Annotated in this window: 15 protein-coding genes; 2 read left to right on the forward strand and 13 right to left on the reverse strand. The window is 43.0% G+C overall.

The features are described 5' to 3' along the window. Window positions 1–7: 7 nt before the first annotated feature. The 13 genes from IWA51_RS01265 to IWA51_RS01325 all read right to left on the reverse strand — a co-directional run bounded on the left by IWA51_RS01265 (window position 8) and on the right by IWA51_RS01325 (window position 14,200). Window positions 8–1,312 carry a M48 family metallopeptidase gene (locus tag IWA51_RS01265; RefSeq protein ID WP_198442854.1) on the reverse strand — a complete coding sequence of 435 codons (1,305 nt, stop codon included), beginning with the start codon at window positions 1,310–1,312 and terminating at the stop codon, window positions 8–10. Window positions 1,313–1,314: 2 nt separating this feature from the next. Then, window positions 1,315–2,619: a dihydroorotase gene (locus IWA51_RS01270; protein ID WP_198442855.1), complete on the reverse strand. Its 1,305-nt coding sequence runs from the start codon at window positions 2,617–2,619 to the stop codon at window positions 1,315–1,317. After that, complete coding sequence (locus tag IWA51_RS01275) at window positions 2,619–3,068, reverse strand: aspartate carbamoyltransferase regulatory subunit (RefSeq protein ID WP_177528150.1); 450 nt, start codon at window positions 3,066–3,068, stop codon at window positions 2,619–2,621. Before IWA51_RS01275 ends, IWA51_RS01270 begins: the two co-directional genes overlap by 1 nt. 16 nt (window positions 3,069–3,084) lie before the next feature. Then, window positions 3,085–4,008, reverse strand: coding sequence for an aspartate carbamoyltransferase (gene pyrB / locus IWA51_RS01280; RefSeq protein WP_177528151.1), 924 nt, complete (start codon window positions 4,006–4,008; stop codon window positions 3,085–3,087). Window positions 4,009–4,075: 67 nt separating this feature from the next. After that, the gene (locus IWA51_RS01285) at window positions 4,076–6,190 is read right to left on the reverse strand and encodes a glycoside hydrolase family 95 protein (RefSeq protein WP_198442856.1); all 2,115 of its coding nucleotides are present in this window, start codon (window positions 6,188–6,190) and stop codon (window positions 4,076–4,078) included. 83 nt (window positions 6,191–6,273) lie between these two features. After that, complete coding sequence (gene pheS / locus IWA51_RS01290) at window positions 6,274–7,833, reverse strand: phenylalanine--tRNA ligase subunit alpha (RefSeq protein WP_177528153.1); 1,560 nt, start codon at window positions 7,831–7,833, stop codon at window positions 6,274–6,276. Between the two features lie 21 nt (window positions 7,834–7,854). Continuing rightward, window positions 7,855–8,274 (reverse strand): hypothetical protein, encoded by a 420-nt coding sequence (locus IWA51_RS01295; RefSeq protein ID WP_177528154.1) that lies wholly within the window; start codon window positions 8,272–8,274, stop codon window positions 7,855–7,857. 19 nt (window positions 8,275–8,293) lie between these two features. Then, complete coding sequence (locus IWA51_RS01300; protein WP_198442857.1) at window positions 8,294–9,067, reverse strand: hypothetical protein; 774 nt, start codon at window positions 9,065–9,067, stop codon at window positions 8,294–8,296. Further along, window positions 9,043–9,669: a rhomboid family intramembrane serine protease gene (locus IWA51_RS01305; protein ID WP_198442858.1), complete on the reverse strand. Its 627-nt coding sequence runs from the start codon at window positions 9,667–9,669 to the stop codon at window positions 9,043–9,045. The genes IWA51_RS01300 and IWA51_RS01305 overlap by 25 nt, the downstream gene beginning before the upstream one ends. Then, a complete protein-coding gene (dgcA, locus tag IWA51_RS01310; protein WP_198442859.1) occupies window positions 9,666–10,787 on the reverse strand; it encodes a diguanylate cyclase DgcA in 1,122 nt (373 codons plus the stop codon). The genes IWA51_RS01305 and dgcA overlap by 4 nt, the downstream gene beginning before the upstream one ends. Next, the gene (locus IWA51_RS01315; protein WP_198442860.1) at window positions 10,787–12,364 is read right to left on the reverse strand and encodes a DUF5312 family protein; all 1,578 of its coding nucleotides are present in this window, start codon (window positions 12,362–12,364) and stop codon (window positions 10,787–10,789) included. Before IWA51_RS01315 ends, dgcA begins: the two co-directional genes overlap by 1 nt. Window positions 12,365–12,391: 27 nt before the next feature. Then, window positions 12,392–13,405, reverse strand: a complete 1,014-nt coding sequence (gene dusB / locus IWA51_RS01320) for a tRNA dihydrouridine synthase DusB (RefSeq protein ID WP_198442861.1) — start codon at window positions 13,403–13,405, stop codon at window positions 12,392–12,394. 12 nt (window positions 13,406–13,417) lie between these two features. Beyond that, complete coding sequence (locus IWA51_RS01325) at window positions 13,418–14,200, reverse strand: TatD family hydrolase (RefSeq protein ID WP_198442862.1); 783 nt, start codon at window positions 14,198–14,200, stop codon at window positions 13,418–13,420. A 618-nt stretch (window positions 14,201–14,818) separates the two neighbouring features. On the opposite strand from IWA51_RS01325, the gene IWA51_RS01330 reads away from it, so the two are divergent. Together IWA51_RS01330 and putP are read left to right on the forward strand one after the other, a co-directional pair. After that, window positions 14,819–15,604 (forward strand): MetQ/NlpA family ABC transporter substrate-binding protein, encoded by a 786-nt coding sequence (locus IWA51_RS01330; protein WP_177528161.1) that lies wholly within the window; start codon window positions 14,819–14,821, stop codon window positions 15,602–15,604. A 184-nt stretch (window positions 15,605–15,788) separates the two neighbouring features. Further along, window positions 15,789–17,357 (forward strand): sodium/proline symporter PutP, encoded by a 1,569-nt coding sequence (gene putP / locus IWA51_RS01335; RefSeq protein ID WP_198442863.1) that lies wholly within the window; start codon window positions 15,789–15,791, stop codon window positions 17,355–17,357. Window positions 17,358–17,457: the final 100 nt, after the last annotated feature.

Genomic DNA, 17,457 nt, shown 5'->3' on the forward strand with positions numbered 1-17,457 from the left:
GAACACTTCAGTTTTTGGATTCTGCCTTTTCTTCTGCAGCTTCTACTGCACGTATTCTTTCCAAAAGCGGCGGATGGCTGTAATTGAACATGCAGTAAATTCTGGGCGGCGTAAGTTCCGTAAGATTTTCCTTATTCAGTTTAATAAGAGCCTCTGCGAGTGGTTTGCCGCTGTGACAAATCTTTGCAGAAAATGCGTCTGCTTCAAATTCATCGCGCCGGCTGAATGCATTTGCAACAAGCGACTGCAGTTTAGAAAATCCGCCCAGACTCAGGCTCAGCAGGAAAAATCCCACAATCTGAATATAAGAGCCAACGCTGCCGTTGCTGTCTGTTGCCGGTTCAAAACCAAAGCCTGTGTAAAGACAGGTTTTGCGTACAATAATGCTTGCTGCAAACAAAACGGCATATACAAGCGGAATAGAAACACACATTCTTTTTATAATGTGCCTGTGCTTGTAGTGTCCCAGTTCGTGTGCAAGAACAGCTTCAATCTGCGGGGCTGTAAGCTGTTCAACGAGAGTGTCGTAAAGAACAATGCGCTTCGTTTTTCCAAAGCCGGTAAAATATGCGTTGCTGTGCCTGCTTCTTTTTGATGCGTCCATAATAAAAACGCCGCTGGTTCTGAATCCATTCTGTTCAAAAAGTTTTTCAATTCTTTGTTTGAGTTCTGCGTCTTCGAGGGGCGTAAACTTATTGAACAAAGGTGCAATCCACACGGGGTAAACAAAACTCATACCCAGCGAAAGTACAACAAAAATTGTTCCCAAAAGAAACCACCACCAGCTGCCGGCATGGGAAAGAAGTGCACATGCAGCACACAAAAGCGGGACCGAAACAATCAGATTAACGGCAAGCGATTTAATCCGGTCACAAATCCACATTTTAAAGCTCATGTTGCTGAATCCGAATTTTTTTTCTATGCTGAATTCATCAGCGAGTTCAAACGGGAGTTCCAGTAAATCAGACGGAATGGAAGAAAGAAACACAAATGCAATTGCCGTAAGATAAATATTGTTCGTTGCAGACCAGAAAAAATTGAACAGCTGAACGTAAAAACCGCAGAATACCAGAACAAAGTCCAAAATCAGCATGAGAACTGCACGCGGAATCCACATGAAATATTTTGCATTTTCATAGCTGCATGTTTTTTTAAGAGTTGCCTCGTCAATAAGTCCTTTTATTTCTGCCGGAACTTTTGTACCATTTTTTTTGCGCGACGAATAATCGGTAAATTCAAGAAACTGATTCAGCGCAAAGTCAAAAACTGTTCCTGCGGTAAAGAGAATTACAAAAATGTTGGTAAAGTCCATTTCTATTCCTGGTAAACTATTTTTCCGTGAAGGAAAGTGGCTGAGATTGTTCCTGTAAGTTTTTTTCCTTCAAGCGGAGTATATTTTCCTTTGCTGGCAAATTCTTCACCGCGGACTGTCCACTGCCTGTCGGGATCTACCAGAACAAGACTTGCGTCGAACCCTTCTTGCAGAAGTCCCCTGTTTTTTATTCCAAGAATTTCTGCGGGCTTTGCCGACATAAGTTCGGACAGTTTTTTAAGTTTCATTCCGTTTTGTTTTACAAGAACCGTATTGCAGACTGCAAATGAAGTTTCAAGCCCGCTGAATCCTGGACTGCCTGCTGCCTTGTCTTCACTGGTGTGAGGCGCGTGGTCAGTAGAAATTACGTCCGCGGTTCCGTCTAAAAGAGCTTTAACCAGCGCTTTTCTGTCTGATTCACTTCTTAAAGGCGGGTTTACGATATGAAAAATATTTGTCTTGTTTTCTGAAAGCCCAAGATGATGCGGCGTGATTTCGCATGTTACTTTTATTCCTTCTTTTTTTGCGCGGTGTACGGCTTCAATGCATTTTGCAGTACTTACGTGGCACAAGTGAAGGCGGCAGCCTGACTGTTCTGCAAGACGTATGTTTCTGAACGTAGCGCAGTCTTCGGCAAGCTGCAGAATTTCATCTGCCTGTTTAAGAAGTTTTACTGCACGTCCTTTGTCTGCGGATGCCTGTTCAAGCGCTTCTTTTCTTAACGGACGGGCCGCCGCTGCAAGTGAAGGATCTTCGCAGTGACATGCAACAATGAGCTTCTTTTTTGCAGCGGTGCACATTGCGCGGAACATTATGTCTGAGTCTGCAACTTCTTTTCCATCTTCTGTAATAACCGGAACCGATTTTGCATTCAGTTCTTCGAGATGGGAAATGGTTTTTCCGTCGAAGTCTTTTGTTATGCTTACACTCTGAATCACATCTGCAAAACCAAGATCTGCGGCTTTTTTGTCGTTTGCAAGTGCGGCTTCCTGTGAAGAAATAACTGGATTTGTATTGGGCATAAGAACAAGAAGTCCGTATCCTCCGGCTGCAGCTGCTTTTGAACCTGTTTCAATGTCTTCTTTCTGCGTAAGTCCCGGGTCTCTGAAGTGCGCGTGCATATCTATAAAAGACGGCATGAGCGTAAGGCCGCGTGCGTTAAAAGACGAAACTTTGGGATCTTTAAGAAGCATTTGTACATTTGTCTTTGAAGGAAAACCGGCAATTTTGTTTTTTTCTATCAGAACCGCCGAATTTTTTATATCAATATTTTTGTCGACCAGACGCGCATTGTAAATAAGAAGCATTATTCTTCTCCGACCATTCCTATTGTTCCAGATTTATAAAGTGCATCGCAGTAGACGCATCTGTATTCCTGTTTCTCGCGGTTTACTAGGTGGAATTCCTGCGGAACATAATGTTCTGTCATTGTAATGCAGCGCGGATTTTTGCATTCAATAACGCCTTCAATCTTGTCGGGAAGTGACATTTTTATTTTGCGCACAATCTTTGAATCCTGAATGACGTTTACAGTAATATTTGCATCGATATAACCGAGTACGCTGTAATCTATGTTGATTATGTTGTCTATTTTGATCATATCTTTGCGTTCGCTTTTCTTTGAAGCCGCATTCATAATAAGTGCAGTAGAAAAGTTTGCCTTGTCGAGGCCCAGCCACTTAAAAACTTTCCAGCCTGTTCCTGCCTGAATGTGATCAATAACAAGTCCGTTTTTTATTTCTGCAATGTTAATCATATTATACCCCGTAGAATCAGAGACATCCTGTCAGTTTTGCCATGAGAGCCATGCGTGCAAACATTCCGTATTTTACCTGCTTAAAGTAAGCTGCGCGCGGGTCATCGTCTACTTCAGGAGCAATTTCATTTACACGCGGAAGAGGATGCAGAACAATCATGTCCTGTTTTGCAAGCTTCATTTTGTCGCGGTCAAGAATATAACTGTCCTTAAGGCGGATATAGTCCTGTTCGTTAAAGAACCTCTCTTTCTGAACACGCGTCATGTAAAGAATGTCCAAATCGCCGATAACGTCTTCGAGGCGTTCGGCTGTTGTGTATTCTATTCCTGCAGGTTTAAGAATGTCTTCTGTTATATATTCAGGAACTTTAAGTTCTTCCGGGCTTATGAATACAAACTTGTTGTTTCTGTAGCGGCTCATTGCCTTTGCCAGCGAATGAACTGTGCGTCCAAACTTAAGGTCACCGCAGAAACCGATTGTGTGGTTTTCAAGGCCGCCTTGAAGCGCGCGGATTGTAAGAAGGTCGGTAAGAGTCTGTGTAGGGTGATAGTGTCCGCCATCGCCTGCATTTATTACAGGAACTGTGCTGTATTTTGAAGCTAGAAGTGCGGCTCCTTCTTTTGGAGAACGCATTGCAATTACGTCAACATACGAACTTACAACACGTATTGTGTCTGCAAGGGTTTCGCCCTTTGACGAAGAAGTGTAGCTTGCATCTGCAAAGCCTTCCACTGTCCCGCCAAGATGAAGCATTGCGGCCTCAAAAGAAAGCCTTGTTCTGGTGCTAGGCTCAAAAAAAAGTGTCGCAAGAATTTTCCCGCGACACACGTCTTGAAAAGAAACAGGATCTACAATAATCTGTTCGGCAAGTGAACAAATTTCTTCGATTTCATTAATACTCAGATCGCCGGGCTCTATAAGATGCCGTCCTTTTAACATTCTGGTCCCCCTTATGGCAGATTTTTTCTATTTTATCATAAAGGGGAATAATTATACAAGGGTCATCTTAAACCGCAGCTAGAGTACTGGGCAGTACGTTTAGAATATCGAGCGCGCCGTCCATGAGCTGTGAATTGTATTTTTTTCCACAGTAGCAGACGGTAATGTCTTTTATAAACTCGGTGCCGTTCTTTGTGTACAAGCGTGCAGTTTCGATTACGCCGTTTTTCCAGCTTATGTCTGCCCGCATGTTTCCCTTAAGATGCGCGCCCTTGAGCGAGCCCGAATTCCATCCTTTCGGAACAGCAGAAAGCAAATCAATAAGAACGCGTCCTTCGCAGAAAGTGCTGTCAATTATTCCTGCAGTCATCTGCGAAAGATCAGAAATATTGTTTCCAAGAAGAGCCGCAGGTTTTTCAAAAGCAGCCTTCGGCGCGCTGTCATCACCAAGAGTGTCGGCAAACTTCAGGCGGTCAAGTAGCGAGCGGAATTTAACAACGTTACTGTTATTTTCGGGAATTTTAAGTGCCTCTGCGGCTTTAAGGGCAGCATTTGCAAGGGCAGCAATTGTCTTTGTATCGGACAGTGTCTGTTCGCAAACAAAAAAATCTTTTTCATCAGTAAATGAAGGCAGAAGTGTAAGTTTTTTTCCTTCATCAACCGGAATAAGATAGTCTGCAAAAAAGTTACATGCTTCTTTAAGAAGATACCAGTTTTTCTTAAGGAACTTTGTATCGAGCGTATATTCAAAATGCTCCTGAACAGGAATTGCGGCAAAAGCGGCACCCAGGTTTTTGTAGGCATCACCGAGTATTGAACCGCACGGAACAGTGTCGCCCCAGATGTCTGTCTGTGAATGGGCAGCGTATCCTTCAGAAGAATACATCTTTGAAGCCGTTTTCTTTCCGTTAAGATAAATCTTTTTGCAAAGGTCAAAAATTACCTTGTCGGCTGTTCCCAAACCGCAAACGTCTGTAACAAGAGGAATTTTTTCTTCAAGGGAATACCTTTTTTTCTCGTAAGAATTCTGTGAGTCAAACCAAAGTCCCGAAGAAAAGGCCGGCAGTGTTCCGGGAGCACGCACGCTTGAAATCATTGCGTAACGGCAGAAGTTCCAGTAAAGTTCGCAAAGAGAAGCCTTTTCTGAACCGCCTGCAATAAGTTCTTCTGTGGAATTGCGCTCTGCTTCTTTTTCTTCGCTTTCATCTTTTGAAAGGGAAAGGTAAATGTCTTTGTACCATTCAGAATATTCTGCAATATGCTGTGAGCGAAGGCTTTCGTATGAAGCTCCCGAAGCAAAACAGATGTTTTTCAAAGCCCGGTCAGCACACCACGACGCCATTGCAGAAGGAGTTCTGTATATGTTTCCGCCTTTTTTCTGGTAGTGGCTGTTTCTGTAGGCTGTCTGCACGTCTACGTAAAGTGTAACTTCATCTGCACTTTCTATAACAAGATTGTCACCGCGTACCGTCGTGGTTCCGCCTGAAGAAGAGGCCATAAGCACTGCTGCAAACGGAATTCCCGCTGTATTCTGCATTACGATTGTGTCTTCTGCGAGGGAATATTTTTTTGAACATACATCGCGCTCGAATCTTGCCCTTAAGTAAATGCTTTTTGGTGTAGTCGCCGTGATTCTTACGATCAGAACGTCGGCTTCTGCCGGAATAAAAACTTCCCTTGAATAAGAAATTGTTGCCCCGTCCTGTCCTGCGGAAAAGTCTGCTGTACTGGGGCGCGGTGATTTTGTCGTAAAGGATGTAGTCTGAATTGCTGTTTCAAGGTCTAGTTCGCGTCTGTAAACTGAACAGTTGTCAAAAACATTTTTGCGTTCAGAGCTGGGACCTGTAAGACCGCTGTGTTCACCGTCGTAAAAGTCAAGGTGCAGTTCTCCGGCGCTTTCATAAGAAGCCTGTGTCTGCGGAAGTCCTGTAAATGTTTCAAATACAAGTTCCTGCGCTTCCTGAACGCGGCCAAGATTGAGCATTTCGCGAATTTCCTTTAGTGAAACTGCTGCACTTTCATTGTTTCTGTCAGTGTAGGTGCGTGACCAGACAGACTCTTCATTAAGCTGTATTATTTCGTGACCCGTACGGCCGTAAACCATTGCACCGAGTCTTCCGTTTCCTACCGGAATTGCTTCATTCCAGTTTTCTGCTGCTTTTTTATACCAGATTTTGTTCATGTTTATTCCTGTTGGCGTTAAAAAAAACGGCGGCTCATCAAAGAAGAATTCCTGCGAGCCGCCGTACCAGTTTTATAAAAATTCTAGAATTTTGCTTTTCTAAGGCGAACTTTTTCTATATCTTCGCAGAACAGTTCGCGCAGATCGTTAAGTCCCAGCGCCATAAGGGCCATGCGGTCAATTCCGATTCCCCAGGCAAGAACAGGAACGTCAATTCCCATTGCTTTTGTTACTTCGGGTCTGAAGATTCCGCTTCCTCCTAGTTCAAACCAGCCCAGTTTTGGATGCTTGATGTGAACTTCTATGGAAGGTTCTGTAAACGGGAAGTAACCTGGAACATATTTTACTTCTGTAGCGCCTGCAATTTCTACTGCAAACATGCGCAAAAAGCCCAGAAGTGTCTTTAAGTTAACGTCATTTCCAAGAACAATGCCTTCTGTCTGGTAAAAGTCACTCAGGTGGGTTGCATCTACCTTGTCATAGCGGAAGCATCTTGCAATACCAAAGTATTTTCCCGGAATTTCTGCGTTGTGAAGCTGGTGTGCAGAAAGAACTGTTCCCTGGCTTCTCATAATAAGTCTGCGTGTAAACTCAGTGTCAAAATTGTAGTTCCAGCCGCGACTTCCTGTATTTCCGCCGTTTCTGTGAACAGCAGCAACATTTGAAAGATAAGGTTCTTCTATTGACTTTGCATGTGTCGGGTTCTTGAGCCGGTAAACATCGTGAATATCGCGTGCAGCATGGAACTGCGGCATAAACAGTGCATCACCGTTCCAGAATTCAGTCTCTACAAGCGGACCGTCAAATTCCTGAAAGCCAAGTGAACAAAGTTTGTCCTTAACGCTTTCAAGAAACTGAACATAAGGATTTGTGCGTCCGGGAATAATTCTTGCCGGCGGAATCGTGATGTTGTATCCGCGGAATGTTCCCTTTTTCCATTCGCCCGAAGCAAGCATTGCAGGTGTAATCTCACCGATTTCGTTTCCGGTAATTCCTGCTTTTTTAAGTGCTTCTGCTACTTCTTTGGAAGCTTCTGTAAGTTTGTATGTAACTGTTTCGCGCTCAATTGTTTTGAACGGAGTTTCGCTTATTCCGCGCTTTTTTGTAAGCCCGCCCATAACTTCGAGCTCTGCTGCAGTAAGGTTTGCTGCGTCAAGCTGTGCGTTGTCAGATGCGGCCGCCTTTTCTACAAGGGCTTTTGAAACGGCAATTCTTTCGGGAAGAGGCTTTCCTGTATATTCGGCCATCTTGTCTGCGTTCATGGCGGCAATACCGTCTTTACTGAGCGCTCCGAATGCCGAACCTACGTCTTTGTTTTCTATGCCGAGTCCTGCTGCAATTTCGGGAAGGCGTTTTGGTCCGTTTTCCTTAAGATAGGAAACAATTCTTTCTTCTGCAAAACCTTCCTTTGCAACTTTGCGACCAAAGTCGGTAAGTTCAAAGTAAGTGTGGGGCGTTCTTGAAGTTTCTGCAAGAAGCTGTTTACCCGAAAGCCAGCTGAAAGCCTGATTAGCATGGCCTTCCTTGTAGTTGAGCTCTGACTGAAGGCGAGTAGAAGTAAGTTCGTCGCCTGTCGTATAATGAAGAAGCACCTTTGTTTCAAGAGGGTGCAGATTTTTTATTGTATTGTTAATGTCTGTCAATTTAAATTTACCAACTCAAGATTAGCGGGTGAAAACAACATAAGAAACGTATGTAGCCATTCTGACGTTGCGGTCATCCTTGAAATATTTTGTCTTGTCCTTTCCTTTGTATGAATAATGCTTAAATTTGTTTTCTTTTGCAAAATTTTCATAAACGGCCATTGCTGTATTCATGGCTTCACCCTGGTCATAGCTGGCGGCCATGCATGTATAATAGAAACGTACTTCTCCTGTAAGGGGAGTGTATTCAAGTTCAAGGTTTACAGACTTTGTCTTTGGATGAAGGTCTGCGTACTTGTCTTCAATCTTAATAACCTGAGTAGCTCTTTCTTCGGCTGTCTGGGCATTAAGGGCCTCTATAGTCGGGTCTGCTGTAGTAGTCTGTGCAAACATTGCGGTTCCGAGAGCCGCAGCAACAAACAGTGCAAATATTTTTTTCATATAGCCTCCGTTTTGAATACTAGAAAAAAGAATATGGAACTATTTTATCAGTTTCCATAAAAAAATCAAGGTCAACGGTATACTGGCCTTCCTTAATATAGATTCGCGGCTCGTTTATAAGAAGAACTCTGCCGGTAATTTCCTTGGGTTTGTTTTTTATATATGTGCGCCAGTGTTCTCTTACGGCAAGTTTTATTGCTTCACCGCAGGCAGCTTTTATTCCTTCAAAGCCGTCTTCTACAGGAGCTTTTCCCACACCGTGAATCTTCGGGTGAACAATTGATGTCCAGCGGTTGTAATTCTGCTTCTGGGCTTCAGTTCTGTCGCAGTAAGCCCACACAACGAGTCTGTCTTCCAGAGCTTTTGGGCTGTGGTAGCTTATTTTATTCAGTTTGAAATCAAATTCTTGAACTTCCCAAAAGTCCCAGTATTCGCTTACATGCCGCAGTTTGTCAGACGGGGTGTATTCAAAGTTCCAGCCCCAGATCATGCCCGACAGTAAAAAAGGTGCAATCTGTTTTGTGCGATTTATTGCAAAGCCAAAGATTTTGTCAAAGTCAGAACGTTCGCCGTCTTTTTCAGAAGTTTCTGCTGTTTTTGAAGGTATTTTTTCTTCTTCAGGCGGAACGGCGCTCTCGTCACCAAACAGCCCCGGAATGGGGTCAAGGTCTGCCCAAATCTGAATCCTCAACTGGTCCAGCTGGGATGGAAGTTCTGTTCCGAAAGCGGCGGCTCCCAGAAAGAGAAGCGCAAGAATGAATGTTTTTTTTAACGGCGGTATGCGTCTTTCCATATTTTTATCGGTTTTATTCCCATTCTTGCACGAAGGTACAGCCACGCCAGCGCAAAACCTGCAAGATGTGTAAGGTGAGCAACGTTTCCGCCGCCGAAAATCTGGCTGAATATTTCTATAACAGCATAAACGGCTACAAGAACAGGCGCCGGTACAGGAAAAATTCCCCAGATGCTTATTATGCTGCGTGGGAAAATAACGGCAAAGGCAAGTAAAAGTGCATAAATTGCGCCGCTTGCGCCCATAAGCAGAATGTTGTATCCGAGAACAGAATAAAGTGCAACAGAAATAAGTCCGTCCAGTATTCCGCAGAAAAGATAAAAAAGAAGGAATTCTTTTGAACCTATTGCGCGTTCCACTTCATGACCAAAGCAGAACAGAGCCAGCATGTTGAAAATAAAATGCGACCAGCCTGAATGAACAAACATGTATGTAAGCGGCTGCCAGTAAAAGTGCATTTTCATTCCCATAACAGACATTGACAGGTACAGCACCGAATGCGGAAAAATCCTGAGTGCCATAAAAAAGACCGCGTTGATTGCAAAAAGAACGAGTGTGGCATTGAAGTACGTATACTTGAACGGCTTTCTGAGTACGTTCATTTGGCTTCCTCTGATTCCGAATTTGTTCCGGGGGCGGCACATGTTACGCGGTTGCGGCCGTTTCTTTTTGAAAGATAAAGCGCGCGGTCTGCCTGGTCAACAAGAACTTTTGCCGAAGTAACGGGATTTGTTTCTGCAGAAAAAATTGAAATTCCGCCCGAGATAGTAACCTGCATGTGCTGTCCCTGGTAGTAAAAGTCATTCTTTTCTATATTCTTGCGGATTCTTTCTGCTACGGCTATTGCTTCGGAACGGTTTGCATTGTAGAGCATAACGGTAAATTCTTCGCCGCCGTAGCGTGAAGCCATGTCTTCACCCCTTATGCTGGATTTGATGATTTTTGCAACTGTCATCAGAACGTAGTCTCCGCAGGCATGTCCATACGTGTCGTTGAATTTTTTGAAGAAATCAATGTCAAACATTACCACACTCAGCGGAATATCTTCTGAAAAAGCCTTGTCCAGTTTGTCTGTAAGAACGTTAAAGAAATAATACTTGAGTTTGAGTTTTGTCATCATGTCGGTAGATGACTGTTCAATAAGAGACGCGTTGTTTACGGCAACAGAAGCCAGTGATGCGATTGTAGAAATTTCATTTTTCTCATAGTCGGTGAATTTTCCGCTGTCATTGTCAAACACAATGCGTTCACCAAGAACAAGAATTCCGTTTACGCGGTTTTTTAGAATAAGCGGAACAACCAGTGACGGTTTTAATGATGAAAGAATATGAAGCGATCCGTCATCGGGAAGGTCTTCAAGAAGTGACTCTATAGAAAATACTTTTGTTCCGCTGCCAAGCTTTTCGATAAGGGCGCAGTTCACGGGAATTGTGTATTCAACTGCAGGGTCAATTTCAAGACCGCTGTAATTGTTTGAAAGTTTGTACATTGTACTGTCAATGCTTTCAAAAATAAAGATTCCGGCTCCGGTGACACGCATCTGCGCCATTGCTATATAAACGATTGACTCTATCAAAGCCGGCAGTTCCAGAGTGGTGCAGAGTGACTTTGATATTTCAAGCATCTGCTGAAGATCGTAAATATGCCTTTCATACAGTGCGATTGTTTCATCAGTGTTCATTGGAGGTGTGCTGCTGTTTTGGGGTTCTTCAGAATTCATTATTTTTTTTCAATGCTCCCGATTATAACATAATTTTTCATTATATCAAGAAAAATTTTCCATTGGTCTGTCTGGGCTTCCATTGTCTCAAAGTTGTCACGGTTTCTGGATGACATGGTCAGAACTTTAAGATTGGCGATTTCATCGGACGAAGGTTTTTTGCTTTCGAGTTCTATATCCTGAATAATTTTATAAAGATGGTGGAATGAATTTACTTCGGACTGAATAATGCTTTTTGCCTGTGCATTGATTTTTTCTATCATTGTGCGGAGTGTTGTTGCAAAGGAACTGTCTTTGTGGCTGTCATGGATAAGACTTGAAATATTCACTTCGTCATATTCGTTTCCACGGGTAAACATTTTTTCAAAAGCCGCAATGCGTTCTGAAGTTTCGTTGCAGGTAAACACTATAGAAGAAAAATCTGTTTTGTAGTTGGGGTTGTTGAAAAAACCTTCTATAACTATATCGTTAAGAAGCGCTTTTGTGTGGTCTTCGTAAAAAATTTTGTCAAAAGTTTTGAGAATCTGCATCGGAAGAACCCAGGTAAACGAAAAGGGCGTGCTGTGAAGAAGCTGGCTGTTAAGGTCGTTGCTGTAACCCGACACATTTACCATAGGAGTGTCACCGAACAGTGTGCGCATTTCGCTGCTTATTGTTGCATCCTGAATATCTGTTTTAAGGCGGGACTCATCTACCCTGAACCGTTCTTCAAGGTAGTCGGCATATTTCTGGCGTGAGTTTCCGTTGTAGGTTGCCTTAACCGGAATAAATTCAGTGTCTGACTTTGCAATGCGTATAAGTGCAATAAGAATATCTTTTGTAAAGACGTGTTTCAAAAGCCCCTGGATTTTCTTGAGGTTTTCCTGGAGTGAAAGGGTCTGTTTTTCTGTAATATTGCCGCGGTTTCTGAGATTTAAAAGTGCCACAAGCGCATGGTATACTGAATTTGAAATATCCATGTCTGCAACAACATAATAAAGGTCCAGAAGCGAAGTTTCCATAAGGTCAGGAAGCACAGGCTGGAACAAAGGCTTGTATCCGTCTGCTCCGCTGAACCCCGGGTCAAATAGTCTCAGTGCCGTCATGTAACTGTAGCGGCAGATGTCATTGAGCTGTTTTATTCTGTTGAGTACACCGTCTATTCTTATGAATTCTGGAGTGTTCAACTGCCTTACTATGGATTCAAGTTTTTTGTGTTCGCTGTCAAAGTAGCGCGAAAGTGATTTTGCTTCGAGGGCAGCGGCTTTTCTGTTTTCATAGGAAAGGCTTTCTATCTCTTTCTGGGTATCGTAGTCAAATCCTGTAAGAAGAAGCTGCTCTTCGTAGATTCTGTTGTGTTCCATTTCGTCGGAACACAGTGTTTCTGCAAGAATATTCTGAACAGGTTTTGTGTTGATGAACATTATGCGCAGAGCTTCTGCAAAATTTTCCAGAATCAGTCCGTTTTTGTAAAGCTTTGGTGCCATAACTTTCAAATCATTTTCGATTTTGCGTATGGCCATGCGTTTCTTTACGTCCGGGGCTGAGGATTTGAAAACTGACTGAAAAAAATCGGAGATTCTGCTCAGAATCGACATACAGTTATTTTATTGAGAATTCAGTGTTTATACAAGGTACGGAGCAAAAATGCGCTTGTAGTCCTGAACAGTGGATGCTGCAACAACCTGAGTTCTGAGTCTTGCACCGCCGGGAATTCCACCGCTGTATGCACAGAATTTTTTTCTCATCTGCGTGCAGGCAATGCGCTCGCCCTTTTCTTCTGCATTGATTTCAAGTTCTCTGAAGCCTGCAGTAAGTCTTTCTTTTACCGTCTCTTTGTCATAGCGGCCTTCGGTAAGGTACTGTATTGTTCTTTTGAAGAGAAACGGGTCTCCCATGGCACCGCGCGCAAACATTACGCCGTCAACACCGGTCTGTTCAAACATACGCAGTGCAGTTTCGGGACTGTGTGCATCGCCGCTGCCGAATACAGGAATGCGGCCGTTTACAAACTCAACAAGCTGTCGTTGTATGTCCCAGTCAGCGTTTCCGGCATAACCCTGAGCGCGTGTTCTTGCGTGGATTGTAATTGCGTCGGCACCGGCTTCAAGGGCTGCAGCAGCGGCTTCTTTCCATGTAATTGAATTTGAATCCCAGCCGCTTCTGATTTTTATCGTAACAGGAACCAAGCCGCGTTCAGGGTGGGCCGCAGTGTATTCAAGCGATGCTTTTTTTACAGAAGATACAATTGCGTACAGCCGCTCGGGTTCGCGTGTAAGCATACTGCCGGCTCCTGTTTTTGTAATTTTTGGAACAGGACAGCCGCCGTTTATGTCTATGCAGTCGCAGTCTGTTTTTTCAAGCACCATAACTGCGGCGCGTTCCATGACATCGGCATTGCCTCCGAAAATCTGGACAGCATATACTTTTTCTGACGGTGAGCGCTCCATAAGTTCTTCTGTCTTGAGGGAACCGCGGGTAAGCGCTTCTGCAGAAACCATCTCTGTCGTGCACATTGCAGCGCCGCATTCAACACAAAGCGAACGGAACGCCCTGTCACTGTAGCCTGCAATAGGCGCAAGAAAGAGATTGCCGTCAAGTTCAACATTACCAATCTTAACCGAATGATAAAAAACCATTTTACAAACCGATTATTCCGGGAGATTAAAAATCTTGCAGCTGTTGGTCCAGAGCTGTTTTGCCAGTGCTTCCTGATCCATTTCGAGAATTTCCGAAAGAAACTTTGCCGTTGATGTAAGGTAAGCCGGCATAGTGCGTTTTTTGTCACGGAATTCAGCGGGAATCATAAACGGACTTTCTGTTTCTATAAGAATTCTGTCGAGCGGAACATTAAGAACCGTTTCGTGCAGGTTGCGTGCGTTGCGGTAAGTCAGGTTTCCGGCGAAAGAGAAGTATACGTTCATTCCGGCGTCGAGACATTTTTTTGCATAGTCGGCATCTTCGCTGTAACAGTGAAAGATTGCGCCCTTCTCGGGAAGTCTGTCCTGAAGAATTTCAAAAATATCTTTTCCGGCGTCCCTGTTGTGAATAATAACCGGCAGTTCAAATTTCTGTGCGAGTTCAAGCTGTGTTATAAAAAGTTCAATCTGGCTGCGCTTGTCACCGTACTGTTTGTAATAGTCCAGTCCGGTTTCTCCAATGGCGACAACGTTGGGAAGTTTTGCACTTTCTTCTATTGTATGAATCCAGTCAGCACCGGGAGATGTCACTTCTGACGGGGCAACTCCTACGGCATGATAAATTTCCTTTTTTGAAGAGAGAATTTTGTATTCCTTTTTGAAGTCGTGAAGGCTGTTGTTAATGCTGACTATGCGTGTTACTCCTGCCTGTTTTGCCTGCTGAATAACACGAAACTGTTCAATAGGGTCGTCATAGATCAACCCTATGTGGGCGTGAGTATCAAAAAACTGCATGGCTTTTCTTCCTTAAAATAATGATAGGGAGACTGAGAGTATGTCTCAATTACATTTTTACTTTGATTTGCTACTATTAAGAATAACATAGGAATGTAAATCCGTCAAGTTTCTACCCGACATGTGTAGTGTACTAACTTCAATAGCGGTGCCTGTACACGGGAATTTCGACAGCGTTTTGAAATTAATTTTAAAATATGTTGAAGGCATTTCTAAAAAAAAACAATAAACCTGCTTTTTATAGATTGACAAAGTCTGCGCATGTCAGTATAAGTATAAACATACTATTCCAGTAGGTTATAGGAGAATAGATAACAATCCCGCCGAAATGCCGTCGGTCTTGTTATCTAAAGTTTGCGTTGCAAACTTTTATATTGGACTGCGTTTTTCACTTTGTTGCAAAACGCAATAAAAATCTTTTCGACTGTTGAAACAGTCTTCAAATATTTTTATAGGAGGAGTATAAAAAATCTGCCGAAATGTCGTCAGCTTTTTTAACTCAAAGTTTGCGTTGCAAACTTTCCTTTATTGGACTGCGTTTTTCACTTTGTTGCAAAACGCAATAAAAATCTTTTCGACTGTTGAAACAGTCTTCAAATATTTTTATAGGAGAAAAATATGAAAAAAATTATTGCTTTTGTTGCAGCGGCAGCAGTTTCGGCCGCAGTTTTTGCCCAGAACGGAAAGGCTCTTAAAATCGGAGCAACACCTGTTCCACATGCAGAAATGCTCAATCTTGTCAAGGATGATCTTGCAGCACAGGGTGTAGACATTAACGTAATCGAAATGACAGACTACGTTATTCTTAACGACGCACTCGAAAGTGGTGAACTGGATGCAAACTTTGACCAGCACATTCCTTACATGGAATCAACAAACAAGGAAAAGGGATACCATCTTGTTAATGCCGGCGGAATTCACATTGAACCGATTGCACTTTATTCAAAGAAAGTTTCAAAGCTCGAAGATCTCAAGAAAAAGGCAAGAATTGCAATTCCGAATGATCCGACAAACGGCGGACGTGCACTTCTTCTTCTTCAGTCTGCAGGACTCATTACTCTGCGTGAAGGTTCAGGAATCACCGCTACAACACTTGATATCGTAAAGAATCCGCGCAAGATTAAGATTACAGAAATTGATGCAGCTTCGCTTCCTCTTACACTTAAGGATGTAGATGCAGCAGTAATCAACGGAAACTACGCGATTCCGGCTGGACTGAGCGCTGCAAAGGACGGACTCTTTATAGAAGGAAAAGACTCTCCTTATGTAAACATCATCGCTGTCAAGGCAGGAAACGAAAAGGACCCGCGTGTTGTTGCTCTTGTAAAGGCACTTCAGAGCGAAAAGATCCGTGAGTACATCCAGAAGAACTTCCCTAATGGAGAAGTTGTAAGCGCATTCTGAAATAAACTTTATTCAGGTAAAAATATAAAACGGCTGTCCGAAAGATTTTGGTTATGAAGACACAGAATCTTAAGGGCAGCCTTTTTTTTATTCAGTTTTTTGCAACGGCTTCTTTTGTTGAGGTTGTAAGGAACGTACATTTTTTGTAAGATATAACATCTTTAAATTATGGCAGGTAGTTATTATGACTGCAACTCTTTTTGCCCTTTTGGCGGCTTTTGTCCTTTATCTGGGACTTATGGTCTTGGTTGGACTCTGTTCAGCAAAGGGAAACAACAGTGCCTCTGATTTTTTTCTCGGAGGACGTAAGGTAGGTCCGTGGGTTACGGCCTTGAGTGCTGAAGCTTCTGATTCTTCGGCATGGCTTTTGATGGGACTTCCGGGGCTCTGCTATTTGGGCGGTTTCAAGGAAACGTTCTGGACAGCAATCGGTCTTATCGTAGGAACATATCTTGCGTGGCTTTTTATTGCAAAACCTTTGCGCAAATGTTCAATTGCTTTCGGTGATTCAATAACTATTCCTGAATTTTTCACAAACAGATTCAAGGACAAGTCACATGTTCTTTCAGTAATTTCTGTAATTTTCATTGTTGTGTTCTTTACAATTTATACTGCTTCGGGATTTGTTGCCTGTGCAAAACTGTTCGGCTCTGTGTTCGGACTCAACTGGAACATCAGTCTTTTTATAGGATTTATAATTATTCTTTCCTATACAATCATGGGCGGTTACCGTGCAGTCTGTACAACGGACTTTATTCAGGGTGCGCTCATTTTTGTTGCATTCGTAATATCTTCTGTAATTACCATAATTTCCCTCGGCGGAATCGGAAATGCTGTAGACCAGGTCCGGGACTTTAGTTCAAGGGCTATGAGCGGCGAGTTCGGCAAGAATATGCTTGTTACATTTACTGCAAACAAAACATTCAGTCCCATGTCTGCAGTTTCTGCTTTTGCCTGGTGTCTTGGTTACTTCGGAATGCCGCATATAATCGTACGCTTTATGGGAATACGTTCCAACAAGGAAATAAAAACTGCACGCCGCGTCGGAATTACATGGATGATAATTTCCTACATCGGTACTTTTATAATCGGAACTTTGGGAACTGCTTATCTTCTTAACAAAGGAATTCTTCTTGGAGCAAATCCATCGGAAATATCACTTGAAGGAATAAAAGTACTCGGCAGCAGTGAAACTGTATTCAGTGAGTCAATGATAAGAATGTATCCTGCTTTCATTGCGGGAATTTTCCTCTGTGCAATTCTTGCGGCTGCAATGTCAACAGCAGACAGCCAGCTTCTTTCTGCTTCATCTGCAATCGGACAGGACATCTTCAAAGGACTTATCAAAAAAGATGCATCAGAAAAAACAGTTCTTAACGTAAGCCGTATTTCTGTATTTGCGGTTGCCGTTGTCGGACTTCTGCTTGCACGCAATCCAAACAGTTCAATCTTTGGTCTTGTAAGTTATGCATGGGCCGGCTTTGGCGGAACATTCGGTCCCCTTGTACTTCTTGCACTTTACTGGAAGGGAACAACAGCAAAGGGTGCAATAGCAGGACTTATCACAGGTGGAATTACAGTTATTGCATGGCACAATATTCCGGCTTCGGTAAATCCGATTTTCGGGCTGTATGAAATTCTTCCTGCATTTATTATCTGTATGTTGGTTACTGTTGTTGTATCTCTTCTTGACAAAAACAAGGATCCCGAGATGCTCGCAGAATTTGATGCCTACAAAAAAATGGAAGACTGATACTTATACACAGTTGTGGAACAGTTGTGCATAACTTGTTGAAAACGTGCGCATTCTTGTTGAAAAACATGTTGAAAAATAAGTGCACAACATTAATAAT

This window comes from Treponema peruense (assembly GCF_016117655.1).
Classification (GTDB): domain Bacteria; phylum Spirochaetota; class Spirochaetia; order Treponematales; family Treponemataceae; genus Treponema_D; species Treponema_D peruense.